The sequence below is a fragment of the Niveispirillum sp. GW835-FHT14G11 genome (assembly GCF_058793615.1).
Genome location: NZ_JBXAFZ010000009.1, coordinates 81,999 through 101,312 on the forward strand (window position 1 = coordinate 81,999; position 19,314 = coordinate 101,312).

6 protein-coding genes are annotated in these 19,314 nt (G+C 68.5%); all 6 read left to right on the forward strand.

Going from position 1 to position 19,314, the window contains the following annotated elements; genetic code table 11:
* The first annotated feature begins 28 nt into the window (after positions 1-28).
* The 6 genes from AC1Q7F_RS17430 (at position 29) to AC1Q7F_RS17455 (ending at position 19,301) form a co-directional block, all read left to right on the forward strand.
* The gene (locus AC1Q7F_RS17430) at positions 29-685 is read left to right on the forward strand and encodes a J domain-containing protein (RefSeq protein WP_492509121.1); all 657 of its coding nucleotides are present in this window, start codon (positions 29-31) and stop codon (positions 683-685) included.
* A 54-nt stretch (positions 686-739) separates the two neighbouring features.
* On the forward strand, positions 740-1,729 hold the full coding sequence (cobS, locus tag AC1Q7F_RS17435) for a cobaltochelatase subunit CobS (RefSeq protein WP_492509123.1): 990 nt from the start codon (positions 740-742) through the stop codon (positions 1,727-1,729).
* 112 nt (positions 1,730-1,841) lie between these two features.
* The gene (locus AC1Q7F_RS17440; RefSeq protein ID WP_492509125.1) at positions 1,842-2,138 is read left to right on the forward strand and encodes a hypothetical protein; all 297 of its coding nucleotides are present in this window, start codon (positions 1,842-1,844) and stop codon (positions 2,136-2,138) included.
* 154 nt (positions 2,139-2,292) lie between these two features.
* Positions 2,293-2,577 (forward strand): hypothetical protein, encoded by a 285-nt coding sequence (locus tag AC1Q7F_RS17445; protein WP_492509127.1) that lies wholly within the window; start codon positions 2,293-2,295, stop codon positions 2,575-2,577.
* 131 nt (positions 2,578-2,708) lie between these two features.
* Positions 2,709-4,601, forward strand: coding sequence for a cobaltochelatase subunit CobT (cobT, locus tag AC1Q7F_RS17450; RefSeq protein WP_492509129.1), 1,893 nt, complete (start codon positions 2,709-2,711; stop codon positions 4,599-4,601).
* Between the two features lie 489 nt (positions 4,602-5,090).
* Complete coding sequence (locus tag AC1Q7F_RS17455; RefSeq protein WP_492509131.1) at positions 5,091-19,301, forward strand: amino acid adenylation domain-containing protein; 14,211 nt, start codon at positions 5,091-5,093, stop codon at positions 19,299-19,301.
* The last annotated feature ends 13 nt before the right edge of the window (positions 19,302-19,314 follow it).

The window sequence follows — 19,314 nt, forward strand, 5'->3', positions numbered from 1 at the left end:
GTCTGCGTGGCAGACAGACCGGCTGTCGATGCCTGATGGCATCGGCGTCCTTGTCAGCTTCGCCCTTGCCTCCCATACTCCGCTGGTTATGCAGAAGAACCGGCCCAACCTCTCCTTCGATTTCCGGGAAAGCCCGCGCGCCCAGATGCGCGCGTGCGACCATCCCGGTTGTCGCGAGGCCGGGGAGCATCGGGCGCCCAAAGGCCGCGACCGGCTGAACGACTATTACTGGTTCTGCCTGGACCATGTCCGGGACTACAACAAATCCTGGGACTATTATGCCGGCATGAGCCAGGCGGAGATCGAGCGGCAGGTCCGCCAGGACACGACCTGGCAGCGCCCCTCCTGGCCCATGGGCGACTGGCGCACGCATGAGCGGCGCACCCGCGACAAGGTGTTCAATGGCGGCTTCGCCTTCGGGGCCGACTGGACGGGGGAGCAGGGTGAAGCCCGCCGCAGCGCCGCCGGTCCCCGGCCCCGCACGCCGGAGGAAGACGCCCTGGTCGTGCTGGAACTGCCACCCGACGCCGACTTCCCCGCCATCAAGGCCCGCTATCGCCAGCTGGCCAAGCTTCACCACCCCGACGCCAATGGCGGGGCGAAGGAGGCGGAGGAGAGGCTGAAATCCATCAATCAGGCCTATACCACGCTGAAAGCCGCGTTCGGCGGCCAGCCGATGGATTAGGCCGCCCGGACACCGGCATCAGAGATCAGAAGCAGCGCAAGAATGGCTCCCGACATGGCATCCAACAGCACGGTCACCCACGAATTGCCCGATATCACGGTTTCCGTGCGCGAGGTTTTCGGCATCGACAGCGACATGCGCGTCCCGGCCTTCTCCGTGGCCAACGAGCATGTGCCCGAGCGTGACAAGGCCTATCGCTTCGACCGCGAGACGACGATGGCCATCCTGGCCGGCTTCGCCTACAACCGCCGCGTCATGATCCAGGGCTATCATGGCACCGGCAAATCCACCCATATCGAACAGGTGGCCGCCCGGCTGAACTGGCCCTGCGTGCGCGTCAACCTGGACAGCCATATCAGCCGTATCGACCTGATCGGCAAGGACGCCATTGTGCTGCGTGATGGCAAGCAGGTGACGGAATATCGCGAGGGCATCCTGCCTTGGGCGCTCCAGCATCCCTGCGCCGTGGTGTTCGACGAATATGATGCCGGCCGCCCCGACGTGATGTTCGTGATCCAGCGCGTGCTGGAGGTGGAAGGCAAGCTGACCCTGCTGGACCAGAACAAGGTCATCCGCCCGCACCCGGCCTTTCGCCTGTTCGCCACGGCCAATACGGTGGGCCTGGGCGACACGACCGGCCTTTATCACGGCACGCAGCAGATCAACCAGGGCCAGATGGACCGTTGGAACATCGTGGCCACCCTGAATTATCTGCCGCATGCCGACGAGGTGCGCATCGTCCTGGCCAAGGTGCCGGATTACGACACGGACGAGAAGCGCGGCACCGTGGCGGCCATGGTCCGTCTGGCGGACATGACCCGCAGCGGCTTCATCGCCGGTGACATTTCCACGGTGATGAGCCCGCGCACCGTCATCACCTGGGCGCAGAATGCCGCCATTTTCGGCGGCGATGTCGGTTTCGCCTTCCGTGTTTCCTTCCTCAACAAGTGTGACGAGGTCGAGCGCGCCACCGTGGCGGAATATTACCAGCGCTGTTTCGGCCAGGAACTGCCGACCGGCGCCTTCAAGGGCTCGCTGGTATGATCAGCTGATCGGATGGGGAGAAACACCCAATCATTGAAACCCACTGCAATCTCCAATAACGTAGCGGTAACTACCTTTACGCGAATTGGAATCTAGGGATATGAAAAGTTGGGTGTCGACCATAATCGCCCTTTGGCTGATTCAGCAACCCGTGATGGTGGTTGCGGCGGATGACCCGATGGCGGTCACGCCGTCAGCTGCGTCGACGACGCCGGCCAATAACGACGAGCGGGAGGTCTGCCGGCCGGACGAGAAGGCCAGTGGCACCCGACTGTCGAAGACCAAGACCTGCCGCACCAAGTCCGAATGGACCCAGCTGCAGCAACAGCGCCGCAAATCCAACGGACGCACGGAAACAGAGCGTCTGCAGCGGGAAGCGCAGGATATGCGCAGCGCCGCTTCCCAATGAACCATCGGCGGGCAGGTTCGCTCGCTCTCCATTGTGACCTGTTGCCAATTATGCGATTGGCGACAGCGCCGTTGCAGGCTGGCAATTGCCGCATCGCACCGTTTCCATTAGGCTCCGGCCTGGGGCAGCTATTTGAAATATGGAGAGTGCGACGATGAACAAGTTTGGCTTGGCGTTGGTGGCGATGGCGCTGTCGGCCCAACCCTTTGCGGTCGCCTGGGCCCAGACCGGCTCGGCCGGTGCTGAGGTGGCGGCGAAGACGGATGATGACGACAAGCAGATATGCAAGTCGGACAAACCGACAGGCACCCGCGTCTCCGCCAAGAAGGTCTGCAAGACCAAGGCGGAATGGGACGAGTATAACCGCGAGCAGCGGGCGGACGCTCAACGCATCCAGGGTAATGCCCTGGACCAGAAGATCCAGACCGGCGGCAATTGACGGCCGGCGTTGGACGCAGGTTTGGGTCCATGGCGGATTTCGGGAAAACGGATGGGCGGGACGATGCCCATCCGTTATTCTTTTGGGCCCAGCCGCCTGCCGGCAACAATCGCCAGCCCCCGTGATGGATCATGACCCAGGAATCCCCCCTTGAGACCTTCAAGCGCGCCACCACCGCCACCGTGCGGGCCCTGGCGGACCGCAAGGATCTGGTGGTGGGTTTCTCCTCCGAACCGGCGGGTGTGGCCGGCACCCGCGTGCGGGTGCCGCTGCCGCCGCGCGATCTGAACCCACGTGAAGTGGCGCATGTTCGGGGTTCGGCCGATGCCGCGGCCTTGCGCCTGCGCCACCATGACGCCGGGATTCACGCCAATCGCATGCCGGTCAGCGAACAGGCCCGCCTGTCGTATGAGGCGTTGGAACAGGCGCGGGTGGAGGCGATCGGGGCCGTGCAGATGCGGGGCGTGGCCGGCAATCTTGCTGCCGCGTTGGATGAGAAGTACCGCAAGCTGGGCTTCGACCGGCTGAACGACCCCGAACAGGTGCCGGTGCCTGACGTGCTGCGTCTGCTGGCGCGCGAAGCCATGACGGGGGCGCCGCCGCCGGAAAGTGCGCGGGCCGCCATCGATCTGTGGCGCCAGAAGGTGGCCGACAAGCTGGGCGGGGGCCTGGACAAACTGGGCGCGGTCATGGAGGACCAGGATTCCTACGCCCGTGCCGTCCGCCGCCTGCTGTCCGACATGGATATGGATGTCGGCGCGGAGCCCGAGAGTGACGAGGGCGAACAGGATGACGCGCCGGAGAGTCCCGACGCCGGCGACAGCGACAAGGAGATGGACAGCCAGGGTGGTGAGCAGCAATCCGGCGAGGACCAGTCGCAGGAGATGCAGGACCAGCAGCAGCAACAGCGCCGGTCGGAAGATGCCGCCGAGGGCGAGGATGGCGAGCAGGCCGAAGGTGAGCTGAGCGAGGGCGAGGGGTCGGAGGAGCCGGGCAATCCCGGCAATCCGCCGCGTGCCGAACGCGGCCGCAACGAACCCGACGCCGGCGCTTACAAGGCCTATACCAATGCCTTCGACGAGGTGGTGGATGCCGCCGACCTGTGCGATGCGGACGAGCTGACGCGCTTGCGCCTGATGCTGGACCAGCAATTGCAGCATCTGCAGGGCGTGATCTCCAAGCTGGCCAACCGGCTGCAGCGTCGCCTGCTGGCCAAACAGACGCGGTCCTGGGAATTCGACCTGGAGGAAGGGATGCTGGACGCGGCCCGCCTGGCCCGGGTCGTCATCAACCCGACCGTGCCCCTGTCGTTCAAGCGGGAGAATGAGACGGATTTCCGCGACACGGTGGTGACACTGCTGATCGACAATTCCGGATCGATGCGCGGCCGCCCCATCTCCATCGCCGCGATGAGCGCCGATATCCTGTCGCGCACCCTGGAACGCTGTGGCGTGAAGGTGGAGATCTTGGGCTTCACGACGCGCGCCTGGAAGGGCGGGCAGTCGCGCGAACGCTGGATCGCAGCCGGCAAGCCGCCCATGCCCGGCCGCCTGAACGATCTGCGCCACATCATCTACAAGGGCGCCGATGCCCCCTGGCGCCGGGTCCGCCGCAATCTGGGCCTGATGCTGCGCGAAGGCATCCTGAAGGAGAATATCGACGGCGAGGCGCTGATGTGGGCGCACCAGCGGCTGCTGTCCCGGCCCGAACAGCGCCGCATCCTGATGGTGATCAGCGATGGGGCGCCCGTGGATGACAGCACGCTCTCGGTCAATAACGGCTCATATCTGGAAAAGCACCTGCGCGCCGTGATCGACTGGATCGAGACCAAGAGCCCGGTTGAACTGGTGGCGATCGGCATCGGCCATGATGTCACCCGCTATTACCGCCGCGCCGTCACCATCATCGATGCCGAACAGCTGGGCGGCACGGTGATGGAGAAGCTGGCGGAGCTGTTTGATGAGGATGGCCGCCGCGGCTGGGGGACCGGTGCACCGCGGCGCGCGGCGGGCGGACGGCGATAAAGGCAGGGATTTACAAAGCCAGCGCAGTAATTCCCTGCCATCATATCGCCCATTCACATTCGGTTTATTTCACTTTCTTTTCCACGCTGCCAATTCTGAATGTCGGATCGGCTCCGGCATTCATTGACCATTGCGCCACGCCGCCTGTCGGTGATCTGGCTTGGGCATACCGGCGCCGCCGGTCCGCCAAACCGACATCCAAAGGCGTACACATGTGACAAGGTCACCGGGTGACGCCGAAACTGGCCGTGTTTTCAATAGCTCTACGCTGAGCCCATCAACCGCAGCACATCCGCCGGCAGCGCACACACACCTTTAGTACGTGCGCAGGGTGTATTTTATTCTCGTTAATGCATTTATCGGTAATATTTTTATCATTGACTTCCCGCATTGGACGAGTATGTTGCCACCGCTTTTGGTTAGGTAAGGTATAAGCCGGCAGGGTTAAGCCGGACATGACGGTGGCAGCCAAGCCAGTAGGGGAACGCGATGCCGGACAGCCTGAACGCCGTGTCCATGGATCCGCGCCTGCCGGATTTCTGCCATGGCGCGCGCCTGTCGCTGCCCCCGCTTTGTCTGCATCAATCCTTCGAAGCCAGAGCCGACGATCTGCCCGACAGCCCCGCCCTGATCGGCGAGGACGACATTGTCAGTGTCGCGGCACTGGATGTCGCCGCCAATCGGCTGGCCCATGCGTTGCTGCGGCTGGATCTGGCGGTGGAGGAACCGGTTGGCGTGCTGGTGGACCGGTCGGCGGGATTGCCGGCGGCCTATCTGGGCATCCTGAAGGCGGGCGGCGCCTATGTGCCCCTGCTCGTCGATTTGCCAGCCCAGCGTCTGGCCAATATGGCGGCACAGTCGGGCATGCGGCTGCTGATCGCGCTGGACGGGCACCGGCCGCCGGCGGAATTGCTGGCGGCCCTGGCGGAGAAGGGTGCAGGCCGCCCCGTTCGGGTGCTGGAACCGGCAGATGTCGAGAATGGCGATGAAACCCGGCCCGATCTGCCCTGCCATCCAGGACAGTTGGCCGCCATCCTGTTCACGTCGGGCTCCACAGGCCAGCCCAAGGGTGTTCTGATCCAGCATGATGCCTGCCAGAACATGGCCTTGGGCCATGCGTTGGCCCAGGGTATCGGGGCGGCGGACCGGCTGCTTCTGTCCTCCTCCCCCGGTTTCATCCTGGGGTTTCGTGAACTGTGCCTGCCGCTGGCGCTGGGCTGCGCCTGGGTGCCGACGACGCGCGCGCTGCTGGATCGGCCGGCCGACCTGCTGGACAGCATGGCCCGGCGGCGGGTCAGCGTGGCGCTGTTCACGCCCTCATACCTGCGGCTGCTGGGCGGCGCGGTGCCGGACGGTTTGCGTCTGGTGATGACGGCGGGCGAGCGGCCCAACGTGGCCGATGCCCGCCACTATGCGCGGCATGTGACCTATTGGAACATGCATGGCGCGACGGAACTGTGCGGCACCTTCGGCATGCATCGGGTCGATCCCGATGGTGACGGTGCGCTGCCCAGCGGCCGGCCCTTCCCCAACGCCACCATCCTGCTGCTGGACGCGGATGGCGATCTGGTGCCGCCGGGGGCGGAGGGGGAGATTTACGTGATCAGCCCCGCTGCCTCGCGCGGGTACTTGAACCAACCGGCCCTGACGGCGGAAACCTTTGTCCAGACCCGCTTCGGCCGCGCCTACCGCACCCGTGATCTGGGGCGCTGGACGGCGGAAGGGGAGTTGCTGGCCCTGGGCCGTCTGGGCGACGTTGTGAAGGTGTCCGGTCAGGCCGTGGCGCTGGGCGAGGTGGAACAGGCGCTGCTGGCCCAGGGCGGGGTGCGCGGCGCCGTGGTGGTGCAACATCGCGGCCGCCTGGTGGGTTTCGTGGAACCGAAGCCGGGCACCGACCTGACGGGAAAGGATTGGCCCGGCTTTTTGTCGGCGTCGCTGCCCGCCTATATGGTGCCGGCCCTGGTGCTGGTGCTGCCCGCATTGCCCATTGCCAGTGCCGGCAAGGTGGACCGCCCGGCCTTGCTGGCCCTGGCGGAAGCTGACTGGACCGCCCGTCGTGGGGCGGGCAGGCCGCCGCAGGGGGCGGTGGAAACCACCATCGCTGCCGTCTGGGCCGGTGCGCTGGGCCTGGATGCGGGCGATATCGGCCGGGAGGATGATTTCTTCCGCCTGGGGGGCAGCAGCCTGCTGGCCATTCAGGTAGGGCAAAAGCTGCAGGCGGCCGGGCTGCCCGCCACCGTGCGCGACATCTTGGGAAGCCTGACCATCGCCGCGCTGGCCCTGCTGCTGGAAGACAGGGCAGGGGATACCGCGGACCCGGCCGATGGCGACGCCACGCCGCCGGCCACCGCCGGCCAGACAGATTTCTGGGTCGCGGCCAGCCTGGGCCTGCCGCCCGCCGGATCGCATATCGGACGGGTGCTGCGTCTGTCGGGCATCGTTCCCGACGCGGTGCGGTGGCAGACGGCCTGGACGACGCTGCTGCGCCATCACCCGGCCCTGCGCACGGGTCTGTTCACCGATGATGCGGGCTTGGTGCGGTTGCGCACGCTGGCGACCGATGATCCGGCGCTGGATGTCGTGCTGGAAACCAGCCGCTTCACGACGGAGGCAGAGGCCGGCCGCTTCATGGCGGACCGGACGGCGCAGCCCTTCGACCTGACCCGACCGCCCTTGTCGCGCGCCGGTCTGATCCGTGTGGCGGATGGAGATCTGCTGTTCTGGTTCGTGCTGCATCACGCCCTGGCCGACGGCATGTCGGCCAACCGCATCCAGCAGGATCTGCTCTCGCTGCTGACCGGTCAGACCCTGCCGCCGGCCCTGGACGCCCCCCGACTGGCCAGCCGGATGGAGCGGCGTCATCTGGCCTCCCCCCTGGCGGGGCGTGATCGCGACTATTGGCTGGGCCGCCTGGCGGCACTCGGCCCGGATGCGTTTGAGGGGCCACCCACCGACCGGCGCGATGACGGCGACGCCCGTCCCGCCATCCCCTTCCAGCATGTGCTGGATGCATCGGTGGCGGAACGGCTGACCCGGCTGGCCAATTGGCATGGGGCGGGGCTGCATGCGCTGCTGCTGGCCCTGCTGGCCAGCGAGATAAGGCGGCGCACGGGCCGGCGCCATCTGCTGCTGGGCAGCGGCATCGCCACCCGCCCCGCCGGGACCGAGGATCAGGTTGGGCATTTCGTCAACCTGCTGCCCCTGGCCCTGACCGCGTCCGAAGGCCAGACCCTGGCGCAGGCGCTGGGGCAAGCGCAGGGTGCGCTGACCGGGGCCGTGGCCCATGGGCTCTACCCCGCCGGGCTGATCCAGCACGATCTGCGCCAGCACCAGCCGGATCTGCGGCCCTCCGGGCGGATGGGGTTGGTCGACATCGCATTGACGGCCAATCCACCGCGTTTAACCCGTGACCCGGTCACGGGCCACAGCCTGTCGCCGGTTACCCTGCCCGGTGACGGCGCCCTGCCCGCGGCAGGCCTGGCCCTGTCCTTCCATCATGAGCCGGCCGACGATGGCGGCGTCATTCTCGGCTTGGTGTGGGACGCCGCCCTGTTCCATCCCACGACGGCGCAGAGTTGGCTGGCAGCACTGGCCAGCTGGGCGGAATGGCTGTCCCAGGATGCGGCCCGCCTGGATGCGCCCCTGCCCGACCTGAGCGATGGGGAGCGTGACTGTCTGGCCGTGGTGGAACGCGGGTCCGACCAGCCTCGCCGGCCGCTGCCGGCCCACCGGCTGGTGGAGGCCATTGCCGATGCCGCACCCGACAGCCCGGCGGTCATCACCCGCACCGGCAGCGTCAGCTATGGTGACCTGGATGCCCGCGCCAACCGTATCGCCGCCGCTCTGCTGGCGGTGGGGATCGCCCCGGAACAGCCGGTGGGAGTGCTGGCCGATAATGGTCCCTGGCTGCCGGCGGCGGCGCTGGGCATCTGGAAGGCGGGCGGCGTGCATCTGCCTCTGGCCATCGAGATGCCGGCGGAGCGTGTGTCCTATATCCTGAACGATGCCGGCGCGCGGCACTTGCTGCTGCTGCCAGGTACGGAGGTACCGGATGGGCTGCCGGACGGGGTTGTCCTGATCCGCCCGGACACGCTGTCGGGAACCGCCGCGCGTCCTGCCATCACCGTGCCGGTTGGAGCCACGGCCTATATCATCTATACGTCCGGCACGACGGGCGCGCCTAAGGGTACACGGGTGCGGCATGACGGCATGGTCAATGCCGTGCTGTCGACGCTGGAAGCGGCGGGCCAGCGGCCGGAAGATCGCGTGGCCCTAGTCGCCACCCCCGCCTTCGATGCCTCGCTGTGGGAAATGGGGCTGGCGCTGCTGCACGGGCTGCCGCTGGTGCCGGTGACCAGGGCGGAGCGCGAGGACCCCTGGGCGGTGAAGGATCTTTACCGCGACCTGGGCGTCACCATCGCTTTCCACGCCCCCTCCTATCTGCGGGTCAGTCAGGACAAGCCCTTCCCGCCCTGCCTGCGCGTGCTGTTGACCGGGGGTGAGGCACCCAGCCACGAGGATGTGTCCCGCCATCCCGGCATCGATTTCTGGAACTGCTACGGCCCTACGGAAACCAGCATCATCGTTTCCCTGGGCCGGATCGGTCCCGATCACCCGCGCGACCGCGCCCTGCATGTGGGCCGCCCCCTGCCGGGCGACATCATCTCCATCCGCCGCGCCGACGGAACGCGCGTGCCGCCTGGGGTGACGGGTGAGGTGTGGCTGGGCGGTATCGGGGTCGGTGGCGGCTATCTGAACAATCCGCAGCAGCAGGCCAAGGCCTTCATCGACACGGACGAGGGCCGCTTCTACCGTTCCGGCGATCTGGGCCGCTGGTCGGCCGAGGGCAATCTTGAACTGGCCGGCCGCATCGACCATCAGATAAAACTGCATGGCCAGCGGGTGGAACCGGCAGAGATCGAACAACAGCTTCAGGCCCATCCATCCGTGCGTCAGGCCGCCGTGATCGTGGACAAGGGGGCGGGCGACACCAAGCTGCTGCGCGGCTTCGTGCATCTGAGGGACGGTGCGGCACCCCTGACTAACGAGGAATGGCGCGGCTTCCTGGCCGGCCGCCTGCCGCCGCACATGGTGCCGGCCACCATCATCGCCGTGCCTGGCATTCCGGTGACGCCCAATGGCAAGGTCGATAGCCGACGCCTGCTGGCAGTATTGCGCGACCACGCCCAGGAACAGGGGGTGCCGCAGATGCGCACCAGACCGCAGGGTGCCCTGGAACAGCGCATCGCCGATGGCTGGGCATCCCTGCTGGGCGGCCGGGGCGATGGTCCGCCCGTGGCGCGCGAGGATGATTTCTTTGCCCTGGGCGGGACCAGCCTGCTGGCGGTCACCATGGCGCATCGGCTGGCGCCGCTGCTGGGGCGGCCGGTCTCTCCCCGCGACCTGTTCGCCGCCCCCACCCTTGGGGCCTTCGCCGCCCGTTTGGCAGCGGCATCCCCCGACCGGGCGCCGTCCTCCCCGCTGGAGGATGACCTGGCGACGGAGGGAGAGCGGGAATTCTGGACGGCGCAGCAGGTGGGGCTGGACACGTCCGGCCATATCGTTCCCACCATCCGTCGCGTGGTCGGCCCGATGCCGGACCGGTCACGCTGGGAGGCGGCTTGGCGCGTGCTGACGGCGCGCCAGTCGGCCCTGCGCCTGTGTTTCGCGCCGGATGGCGCGGGAAAGCTGCGCCGCCGCGCTGGGCCGGCCATCGGCGGGCTGGAATGGGATGCCGCACCGGATCAGGCGGCGGCGCTGGCCCATATCCGTGCCCGGCAGATGGCGCCCTTCGATATGGCGGCCCCGCCCCTGTGGCGGGCCGGGCTGATGCTGGTGGCGGCGGATGGAGGCTGGCTGTTCTGGCTGTCGCTGCATCATTCCATCGGCGACGGGCGATCGCTGGGCATTCTCATGGCCGAACTGGCGGCGCTGCTGCAAGGACTGGACCTGCCCCCGCTGACGGCCGATCCGGCCGGGTCGGCGCGGCGTGAACAGGCCTATCTGGCGGGGCCCGACCTGGCGGCGGACGCCGCCTGGTGGGCCGATGCGCTGGACGGCTTGCCCGCGGCAGCCTTCGACCCGTTGCCGCTGGATTTCCCCCGCCAGATGGGGGCGGTGGTTGCGACCCATCGGTTCCAGGCACTGCTGTCGCCGTATCAGGCGGAATGCCTGCGTGCCTTGGCCCGCCGCCATGCGGTCAGCCCCTATGCGCTGCTGCTGTCGCTGCTGGCGGTGGAGGCGGTGCGGCGCACGGGCCGCCACCATCTGGTGCTGGGCACCACCGTCTCCACGCCCGAGGATGCGGGAGAGGCGGGGTTGATCGGCTATGGCGTCAATATGCTGCCTTTGCCGCTGCGCCTGGACCCGGACGCTCCCTTATCCGACCTTTTCCTGGCGGCGCAGCGCGCCCTGGCCGGCGGGTTGCAGCATGCGCGATATCCGTTCGCCCGGCTCTATGGCGATTTCTGGCGTCGCCGGCCGGAACTGCGCGATCCGCTGCGCTTTCCGATGTTCGACATCGCCATGACGGAGAATCCACAATCCCCGCCCTGGGGCGGCGCGTTGCGTCTGGAGCGTCTGGCGGCCGATGGCGACGGCTATGAGCTGACCCACAGCGCCCATGGCCAGGACCTGCTGCTGATCCATGAGGCGCTGGCCGATGGCGCCATCGCGCTGGAATGGCATGCCAACGCCGCCCTGTTCAGCCGCGAGAGCGCCGGCGCTTGGCTGGACGGGCTGCTGGAGCGGGCGGCATTGCTGGCCGACCGGCCGGACCTGTCGGCGCTGCCGCTGTCCGGCCTGCTGGCCGATGCGCCGCTGCCGCCGGTGATGGCCCGGCCCACGCCCCTGGACCGCAGCCCGGCCCGGCCGGGCCTGGAACAGGATATTGCCGGCCTGTGGGCGGAACTGCTGGGCATCGCCCTGCCGGCGCGGCGGGAGAATTTCTTCGCCCTGGGTGGCAACAGCCTGCTGGCCATCGCCATGGCCCACCGTCTGGCGGCCCGGCTGGGCCGGCCGGTGTCGGCGCGCGACCTGTTCGCGGCTCCGGTCCTGGCCGATTTCGCGGCCCGGTTGGGTGTCAGCGTCGGCACGGAGGTCAAACCCGGCTTTGATGGGCGGCGCGCGCTGGAAGGCGAGCGGGAGTTCTGGACGGCGCAGAAGGCCGGGCTGGACACAAGCGGCTTCACCATGCCGCTGATCCGCCGCGTATCGGGCCCCGTGCCCGATATCGCCGCCTGGCGGGCGGCCTGGGGAACGCTGGTGACCCGCCATCCGGTACTGCGCTGCCGCCTGCGCGAGGGGGAGGATGGCATCCTCTATCGCGATATCCTGGAAGAAGAGGACGACGGCCGGCGGTTCGAACTGGCGGAGGCCGCCGATCTGGCCCTGGCCCTGGCCCATATCCGCGCCAGGCAGGCACAGCCGCTGGATCTGGCGCAGGGCCCTATCTGGCGGGTGGGGCTGGTGCGGGTGGCGGATGGTGATGAATGGCTGTTCTGGCTGGCCCAGCACCATGCCACGGGCGACGGCCGGTCGTTCGGCGTGCTGCTGGGCGAGTTGCTGTCCCTGCTGGATGGCAAGACCCTGCCCCCGCCCGCCGCCACGCCGGAAACCATTTCGGCGCGTGAACAGGCCTATTTGGCCGGTGGTGAGGCGGCGGCGGATGCGCGCTGGTGGCATGATCGGCTGACAGCTTTGCCCCCCGCAGCGTTCGAGGATTGGGCGCTGGACCTGCCGCGCGGCACGAGTGCCGTGGGCAGCCACCGCCATTTGGCCCGGCTGGACGCGGCCCAGACGCAACCCCTGCTGGCCCTGGCGCGCCAGCACGACGCCAGCCTGCACGCCTTGCTGCTGGCCATGCTGGCGCATCTGGTGCATCGGCGCACGGGGCGGGCCGATTTCCTGATCGGCACCACGGCCACGGTGCCGGAAACGGCGGCGGAGGCGGCCGTGCCCCATTATGGCGTCAACATGCTGCCCTTGGCATTCCAGGGCGTTGACGGCCGGGATTTCGCCCCGCTGCTGCGCCGCACGGCCGATGGATTGTCGGCGGCACTGGCCCATGGGCGCTATCCGTTCGCCCGGCTCTATCATGATTTCTGGGCCGCCCATCCCGGCGCGCGCCAGCCCGGCCGCTATCCGCTGTTCGACATCGCCATCACTGAGAACCCGGTGCCGCCCCGTCCTGCTGCGGGCGGGCTGATCCTGGGCCGGCTGTTGTCCCTGCCCGAGGACGGTATCGCCTATGAGGCCATGCCCAACCCGCCGGGCCAGGACATGGTGCTGACCCATGAACGGTTGGCCGATGGCGGGCTGCTGCTGGATTGGCAGATGAATGCCGCGCTGTATCATGCCGACATTTCCCGTTTCTGGCTGGAAGGGCTGGTGGAAACGGCGCGTTGGCTGGCGACCCAGGGTGCCGGCGCCGATCTGCCGGCCCTGCTGCCGGCGGAGCGCACCCTGCTGGCCGGTTGGGAGACGGGCCCGGCGCGGCCCCGTCCGGCCCAGAGTTTCACCCGCTGGTTCGAGGCTGTGGTGGATCGGCCGGGACAGGCCGGGCGCCCGGCGCTGCTGACCGGCGACGGCGATGTCAGCTATGGCGAGCTGGACCGGCGGGCCAATATCCTGGCCCACCGCCTGATCGCGGCCGGGGTGGGGCCGGGACAGGTAGTGGCGGTGCTGACCCGCCGGTCGGTGAACCTGGCCGCCGCCATGCTGGGCGTGTGGAAGGCGGGGGCCGTCTATCTGCCGCTGACCGCCGATCTGCCGGCCGACCGGCTGTGCTTCATGGCGGCGGATGCCGGGGCTGTGGCGCTGCTGGCGCTGGATGGGATCGAACCGCCGGCCGGGATCGGGCTGCCTTGCATCGATATGGCACAAACGGACCCGTCCATGCCTGAAATCCGGCCGGATATCGTGACCGGACCGGACGATCTTGCCTATATTCTCTATACTTCCGGTTCCACCGGGCAGCCGAAGGGTGTGCTGGTGGCCCATCGCGGCTATCTGAATCTGGCGCTGGGGGCGGTGGAGACCTATGGGCTGACATCGGATGACCGCTGCCTGGGCTTTGCGGCCCCGTCCTTCGATGTGTCACTGTCCGATATCGCCATCCCGCTGGCCGCTGGCGCGGCCCTGTGTCCCCTGCCGGCCGATCTGCTGGACCAGCCGGCGCGCGTCGCCGCCCTGATCCGCGACCGGGCCATCACGCTGGCCGATCTGACGCCCACATATCTGCGCCTGCTGGACAGCGACAGCCTGTCGGGTCTGCGTATCCTGGTGACCGGCGGGGAGGCGCCATTGCCGGCCGACGTGGCGCGGCTGGCCGGCGATAAAGCCTATTTCAACGCCTATGGCCCCACCGAAGCCTCCATCACCACCAGCATGGGCCGCCTCTCGGCTGATCGGCCTGAACGGTTGGATTGCGGCCGGCCCCTACCCAATATGGGGATGGAAATCCGTGAGCCGGTCACGGGCATTGCCCTGCCGCCGGGGGCGGTGGGGGAGGTCTGGCTGTCCGGTGCCGGTCTGGCGCGCGGTTATCTCAACCGGCCCGACCTGACCAAGGCCGCCTTCGTCACGCTGCCGGAGGGCCGTCGCTACCGCACGGGCGATCTGGGCCGCTGGCGCGGCGATGGCGGGCTGGAGGTGCTGGGCCGCATCGACCAGCAGGTGAAACTGAATGGCATCCGGATTGAGCTGGGCGAGATTGAGGCTGCCATCGGCCGCCATCCCGCCGTGACCCAGGCCGTGGCCCTGGTGGAAGGCAAGGCTGGGGAGCGGCAGGCGCTGTGGGCCTTCATCCGCACGCACGCGGGCATCGACCTGCCCGATGCGGCCAGCTGGCGCCATTTCCTGGCGGATATCCTGCCGCCCTACATGATCCCGGCCGCCATCCATGCGGTCGATGCCATCCCCGTCATGCCGTCGGGCAAGATCGACCGCACCGCGCTGCTGTCCAGGCTGGGCGATACCGCCCGCCCCGCCGGCACCCCGCCCCTGCCGGGACTGGAGCAGCAGATCGCCGGCCTGTGGGCCGACCTGCTGCGCGCGGGAACCGTGCATCGCGAAGATGATTTCTTCAGCCTGGGCGGCCACAGCCTGCTGGCCATCGCGCTGTGCAACCGGCTGGAAGGAAAGCTATCGGTGCCGGTACCGGCGCGCCTGCTGTTTGCCGACCCGACCCTCGCCGGTTTCGCCGCCCGCGTGGCGGACCATCTGGCCACGCCCATCCCGGTGCTGCAGGCCGTGTCCAGTGACATCGCGACGGAGGGGGAGCGGGAATTCTGGACGGCCCAGCAGGCCGGACTGGAAACCCGCGGCTTCACCATCAGCCTGACCCTGGGCGTTGACGGCCCTGTCCCCGGCGACGATGCCTGGCACATGGCCTGGGCAGCCCTGGTGGAACGGCATGCGGCGTTGCGCACCCGGTACAGTCTGGAGGATGAGGGTGACATCCTGCGCCGCGTGGTGTCGGCTGACAGTCCAGGCCGCTTCGGCATCGACCATGCTGCCGATGCGTCGTCCGCCCTGGCCGCCATTCGGGAGCGGCAGGGGCAATTGTTCGACATGGCGACCGGCCCCCTGTGGCGGGCCGGGCTGGTGTGGGTGGAAAATGGCCGACCGATCTTCTGGCTGGCCCTGCACCATGCGGTGGGTGACGGCACGTCGCTGGGCGTGCTGGTGCGCGACCTTTCCGCCCTGCTGAAGGGTTATGACCTTCCATCAACCGTGACCGGTTTCGCAGACAGCGCGGGACGGGAGCGGGCGCACCTGCTGGGTCCCGCCGGCAGGCAGGATGGCGACTGGTGGCGCGACACGCTGGGCGGACTGGTCCGGCGGGAGGAAGAGGCCTTTGCCGACTGGCCGACCGACCGGCCGCGCCCCATGGTGCGTGCCGCCGGGGCCGGCCGGGGCAGCCATCTGCTGCGCCTGTGCCTGGAACCGGCCCAGGCGGCAGGCCTTCGCCTTCTGGCCCGGACGCACGGTGCCAGCCTGCACGCCCTGCTGCTGACCCTGATGGGGCTGGAGGTGCGGCGGCGCACGGGGCGCACCGACTTCCTGCTGGGCACCGCCGCCAGCACCCGGGCCAGTGCGGCCGAAGCCGATGTGGTCGGCTATTATGTGACGCTGCTGCCCTTGCCCTTCCATCTGTCTGGGGTGACGGATGCGGGGGCGGCGATTGCCGCCACCCGCGCCGCCCTGGCCAAGGCCCTTGCGCACAGCGCCTATCCGTTTGCCCGCATCGCGCGGGACTTCCGGCGGGACCATCCGTCGCTGGCCGATCCTGCCCGCTATCCGCTGTTCGACATCGCGGTGACGGAGAACCCGGCGATGCAGGAAGGGCAGGGGGCTGAAAGCGACCTCCGCTTCGTTCCTGCCGATGCGATGGCGCTGCCGGGACCGGGGACCATCGCCTATGATCTGCGCCACAATGCCCCGGCCCAGGACATGGTGCTGGTGCATGAGGGGCTGGATGATGGCGGCCTGTCGCTCTCCTGGTTCGTCAATGCCGACCTTTATGACCGGGGCACGGCCCTATCCTGGCTGAAGGGGCTGGTGGGCCAGGCGCTCTGCCTGCTGGAAAACCCTGCCGCCCCGCCGCCCCGGCTGCTGCCGGCGGAACGGGACCTGCTGGCGCTGTGGGAGCGGGGGCCGGTGCTGCTGCCGCCCGCCAGTACCGTCGCGGACTTGTTCAGCACCATTGCGGCGCGCCAGCCGGCCCGGCCGGCGCTGGTCACCGACAGCACCATCCTGTCCTATGCGGCACTGGAGAGGCAGGCCAATGCGCTGGCCCATGGGCTGTGCGCCCGTGGCGTGCGGCCCGGTCAGCCGGTGGGTGTCTATACCGACCGCTCCGCCATGCTGCCCATGGTGGCGCTGGCCGTGTGGAAGGCCGGGGGGTGTTACCTGCCGCTGACCCATGGGTTGCCCGGCGACCGGCTGCGTTTCGTGGTGGGCGACGCGGGGCTGGACATCCTGCTGGTGCTGGACGGGCTAACCCCGCCGGCGGTGCTGTTGGACGGTGGCTGCACCCTGCTGCGGCCCGAAGACATGACGGATGGCGACACCTGCCCGCCGGCGCTGGACGTCCCGGCACAGAGCCCCGCCTATATCCTTTACACCTCCGGTTCTACCGGTACGCCCAAGGGCGTGGTCCTGTCCCATGGCGGGCTGGTCAATCTGGCGCTGGGTCTGGCGCATCTGACGGGTGCCGGGCCGGATGATCGGGCGCTGCTGATCGCCTCGCCTTCCTTCGATCTGTGGATTTCTGACCTGCTGATGGCCTGGGCCGGTGGCGGCGCCATCGTGCCGGTGACCAAGGCGGAGATGGATGACCTGTCCGGCATGAAGGACAAGCTGCACCGTCTGGGCGTCACCATGGCGTCCATGGCGCCCTCCTACCTGCGCCTGTTCGAACAGGCGGAATTCCCGGCCCTGCGCTTCCTGATGACGGTGGGCGAGGCGCCGGTGCCGGCCGATGCCCGTTTCTATGCGGCGCGCCTTGCCTATTTCAACGGCTATGGCCCGACAGAGACGACGGCGGCGGCCACCATCGGCCGGGTCGATCCCGGCGATGATCCGTTGCCGGCCGGCCGGCCGCTGCCCAACAGCGTCATCCTGATCCTGGATGGACAGGGCGAACGGGTTCCGCCCGGTTCGGTGGGGGAGGTGTGGATCGGCGGGGCCGGCGTCGGCATCGGCTATCTGAACCGCCCCGACCTGACGCAACAGGCGTTCCACGACACGCCCCATGGCAGGATGTACCGCACGGGCGACCTGGGCCGCTGGCGCGCCGACGGGCAACTGGTGGTGCTGGGCCGGGCCGACGGTCAGGTGAAGCTGCGCGGTCAGCGCGTGGAACTGGGTGAGATCGAGCAGGCCCTGTCCCGCCATCCGTCGGTGCGCCAGGCTGCCGTCCTGCTGCGCAAGGCCGCCGATGGATCGCAGGGCCTGTGGGGCTTCGTGGTGCCGGGGGCGGGGGAAATGCCCGACCTGGTCGGCTGGCCGACGTTCCTGGGCGCCAGCCTGCCGGACTACATGATCCCGGCCGGGGTGCTGGCGCTGCCGGCCCTGCCCGTCAACCTGGCGGGCAAGATCGACCGCAAGGCGCTGCTGGCCCTGCTGGAAGAGCATCTGTCCAGTACCGGTGCCCCAGGCAACGCCGCGCGCAATCCACCGCAAGGGCCGGTGGAACAGGCGGTGGCGCAGGTGTGGGCGGACATCCTGGGCCGGCCCGACCTGTCGCGCGACGCCAGGTTCTTCGACCTGGGCGGCGACAGCCTGCGGGCCATCGCCACCATTACCCGTCTACGCCGGCATTACAGCGTGCGTATCAACGATCTGTATGAAAATCCGGTGCTGGCCGATTTCGCCCGTACCTGCCGGCCGCGCGCCGACCATCTGCGCGACCAGATCCAGGCGGCGGGGCGCCATTGGCAAGAATATCGCGACGGGCTGCCCGCCTATGAGGCGGCGCGTGACGGGGCCCTGGTCCGGACCCTGGCCGCCTATGCGGCGTGCAACCAGGGCTTTGCCGGACTGGACCTGACCCGGCGGGCCGAATACGGCCATGTGCTGCTGACCGGCGGCACCGGCTATCTGGGCACCTATCTGCTGCGCGGGCTGCTGTCCCGGTCGGGGCGGGAAGTGACGGCCCTGGTGCGTGCCGCCGATGACGCCGCCGCCCGCCATCGGCTGGAAGGGGCGTTGGGCCATTATTTCGGCGCGGACAAGGCCGCCGCCCTGTTGGCCGATCCCCGTCTGCAGGTGCGCGCCGGCGACCTGCGCCGTCCCGATCTGGGGCTGGGGGAGGGCGGCTTTGCCGGGCTGGCGGAACGGGTGGATGCCATCCTGCATTCCGCCGCCAATGTCAGCCATGTCGGCCACTATCGCGACTTCCTGGCCGACAATGTGCAGGCGACGGGCCATCTGGCTGATCTGGCCGAACGGCGCGGCCGGGCCCATGGCGGGGCGACGGCCGACCTGCATCTGGTTTCCACCATTTCAGTTTGCGGCCGGCCGCCGGAAGACGGGTTCCACCTGTTCAGCGAGTATGATCCCGTGCCCGCCGAGCTGGACGAGAATTATTATGTCCGCAGCAAGCAGGAAGCGGAACGGCTGGTCATGCGCGCCCGTGACCGGTTGACCAACGCATCCATTCATCGCGTCGGCAATGTCGTCTTCGCCGCTGATGGGGGACCCTTGCAGCGTAATATCGCGCAGAACGCCTTTTTCCGCCTGATGGGGGCGTTGGCCCGGCTGGGGGCCGTGCCGGACGATTCGCATCTCTGGCTCTGTCATGTCGATGTGGCGGCCCAGGCCGTGCTGGCGCTGGCCGAGGCACCGGCCCTGGCCAACCTGACCCACCATGTCGAGCATGCAAGACGCGACACGCTGGCCGGCTTCATCACCGGTGCCGATGCCGGCGGGCGGGTGGCGGCGGTCGATTTCGCCACCTTCCTGGACAGGGTCGCCGATGCGGTGGATCTGCCGGAGATGGAGAAGGCGCTGGCTGTCATCCTGGACGGGTTCGGCCTGCACCGCGGCATCTCCCCGCAGGCCAATGGCCGCCGGCTGGAGGTCACGTCGGCCCGTACCCAGCAATTCCTGGCGCGGCTGGGGGTCGGCTGGCCCGACCTGCCGCGCGACGGCCAGTCCGCCATGGTGGCGGCGGCCCTGACCCTTTTCACGTGAAGCCATGATCCGG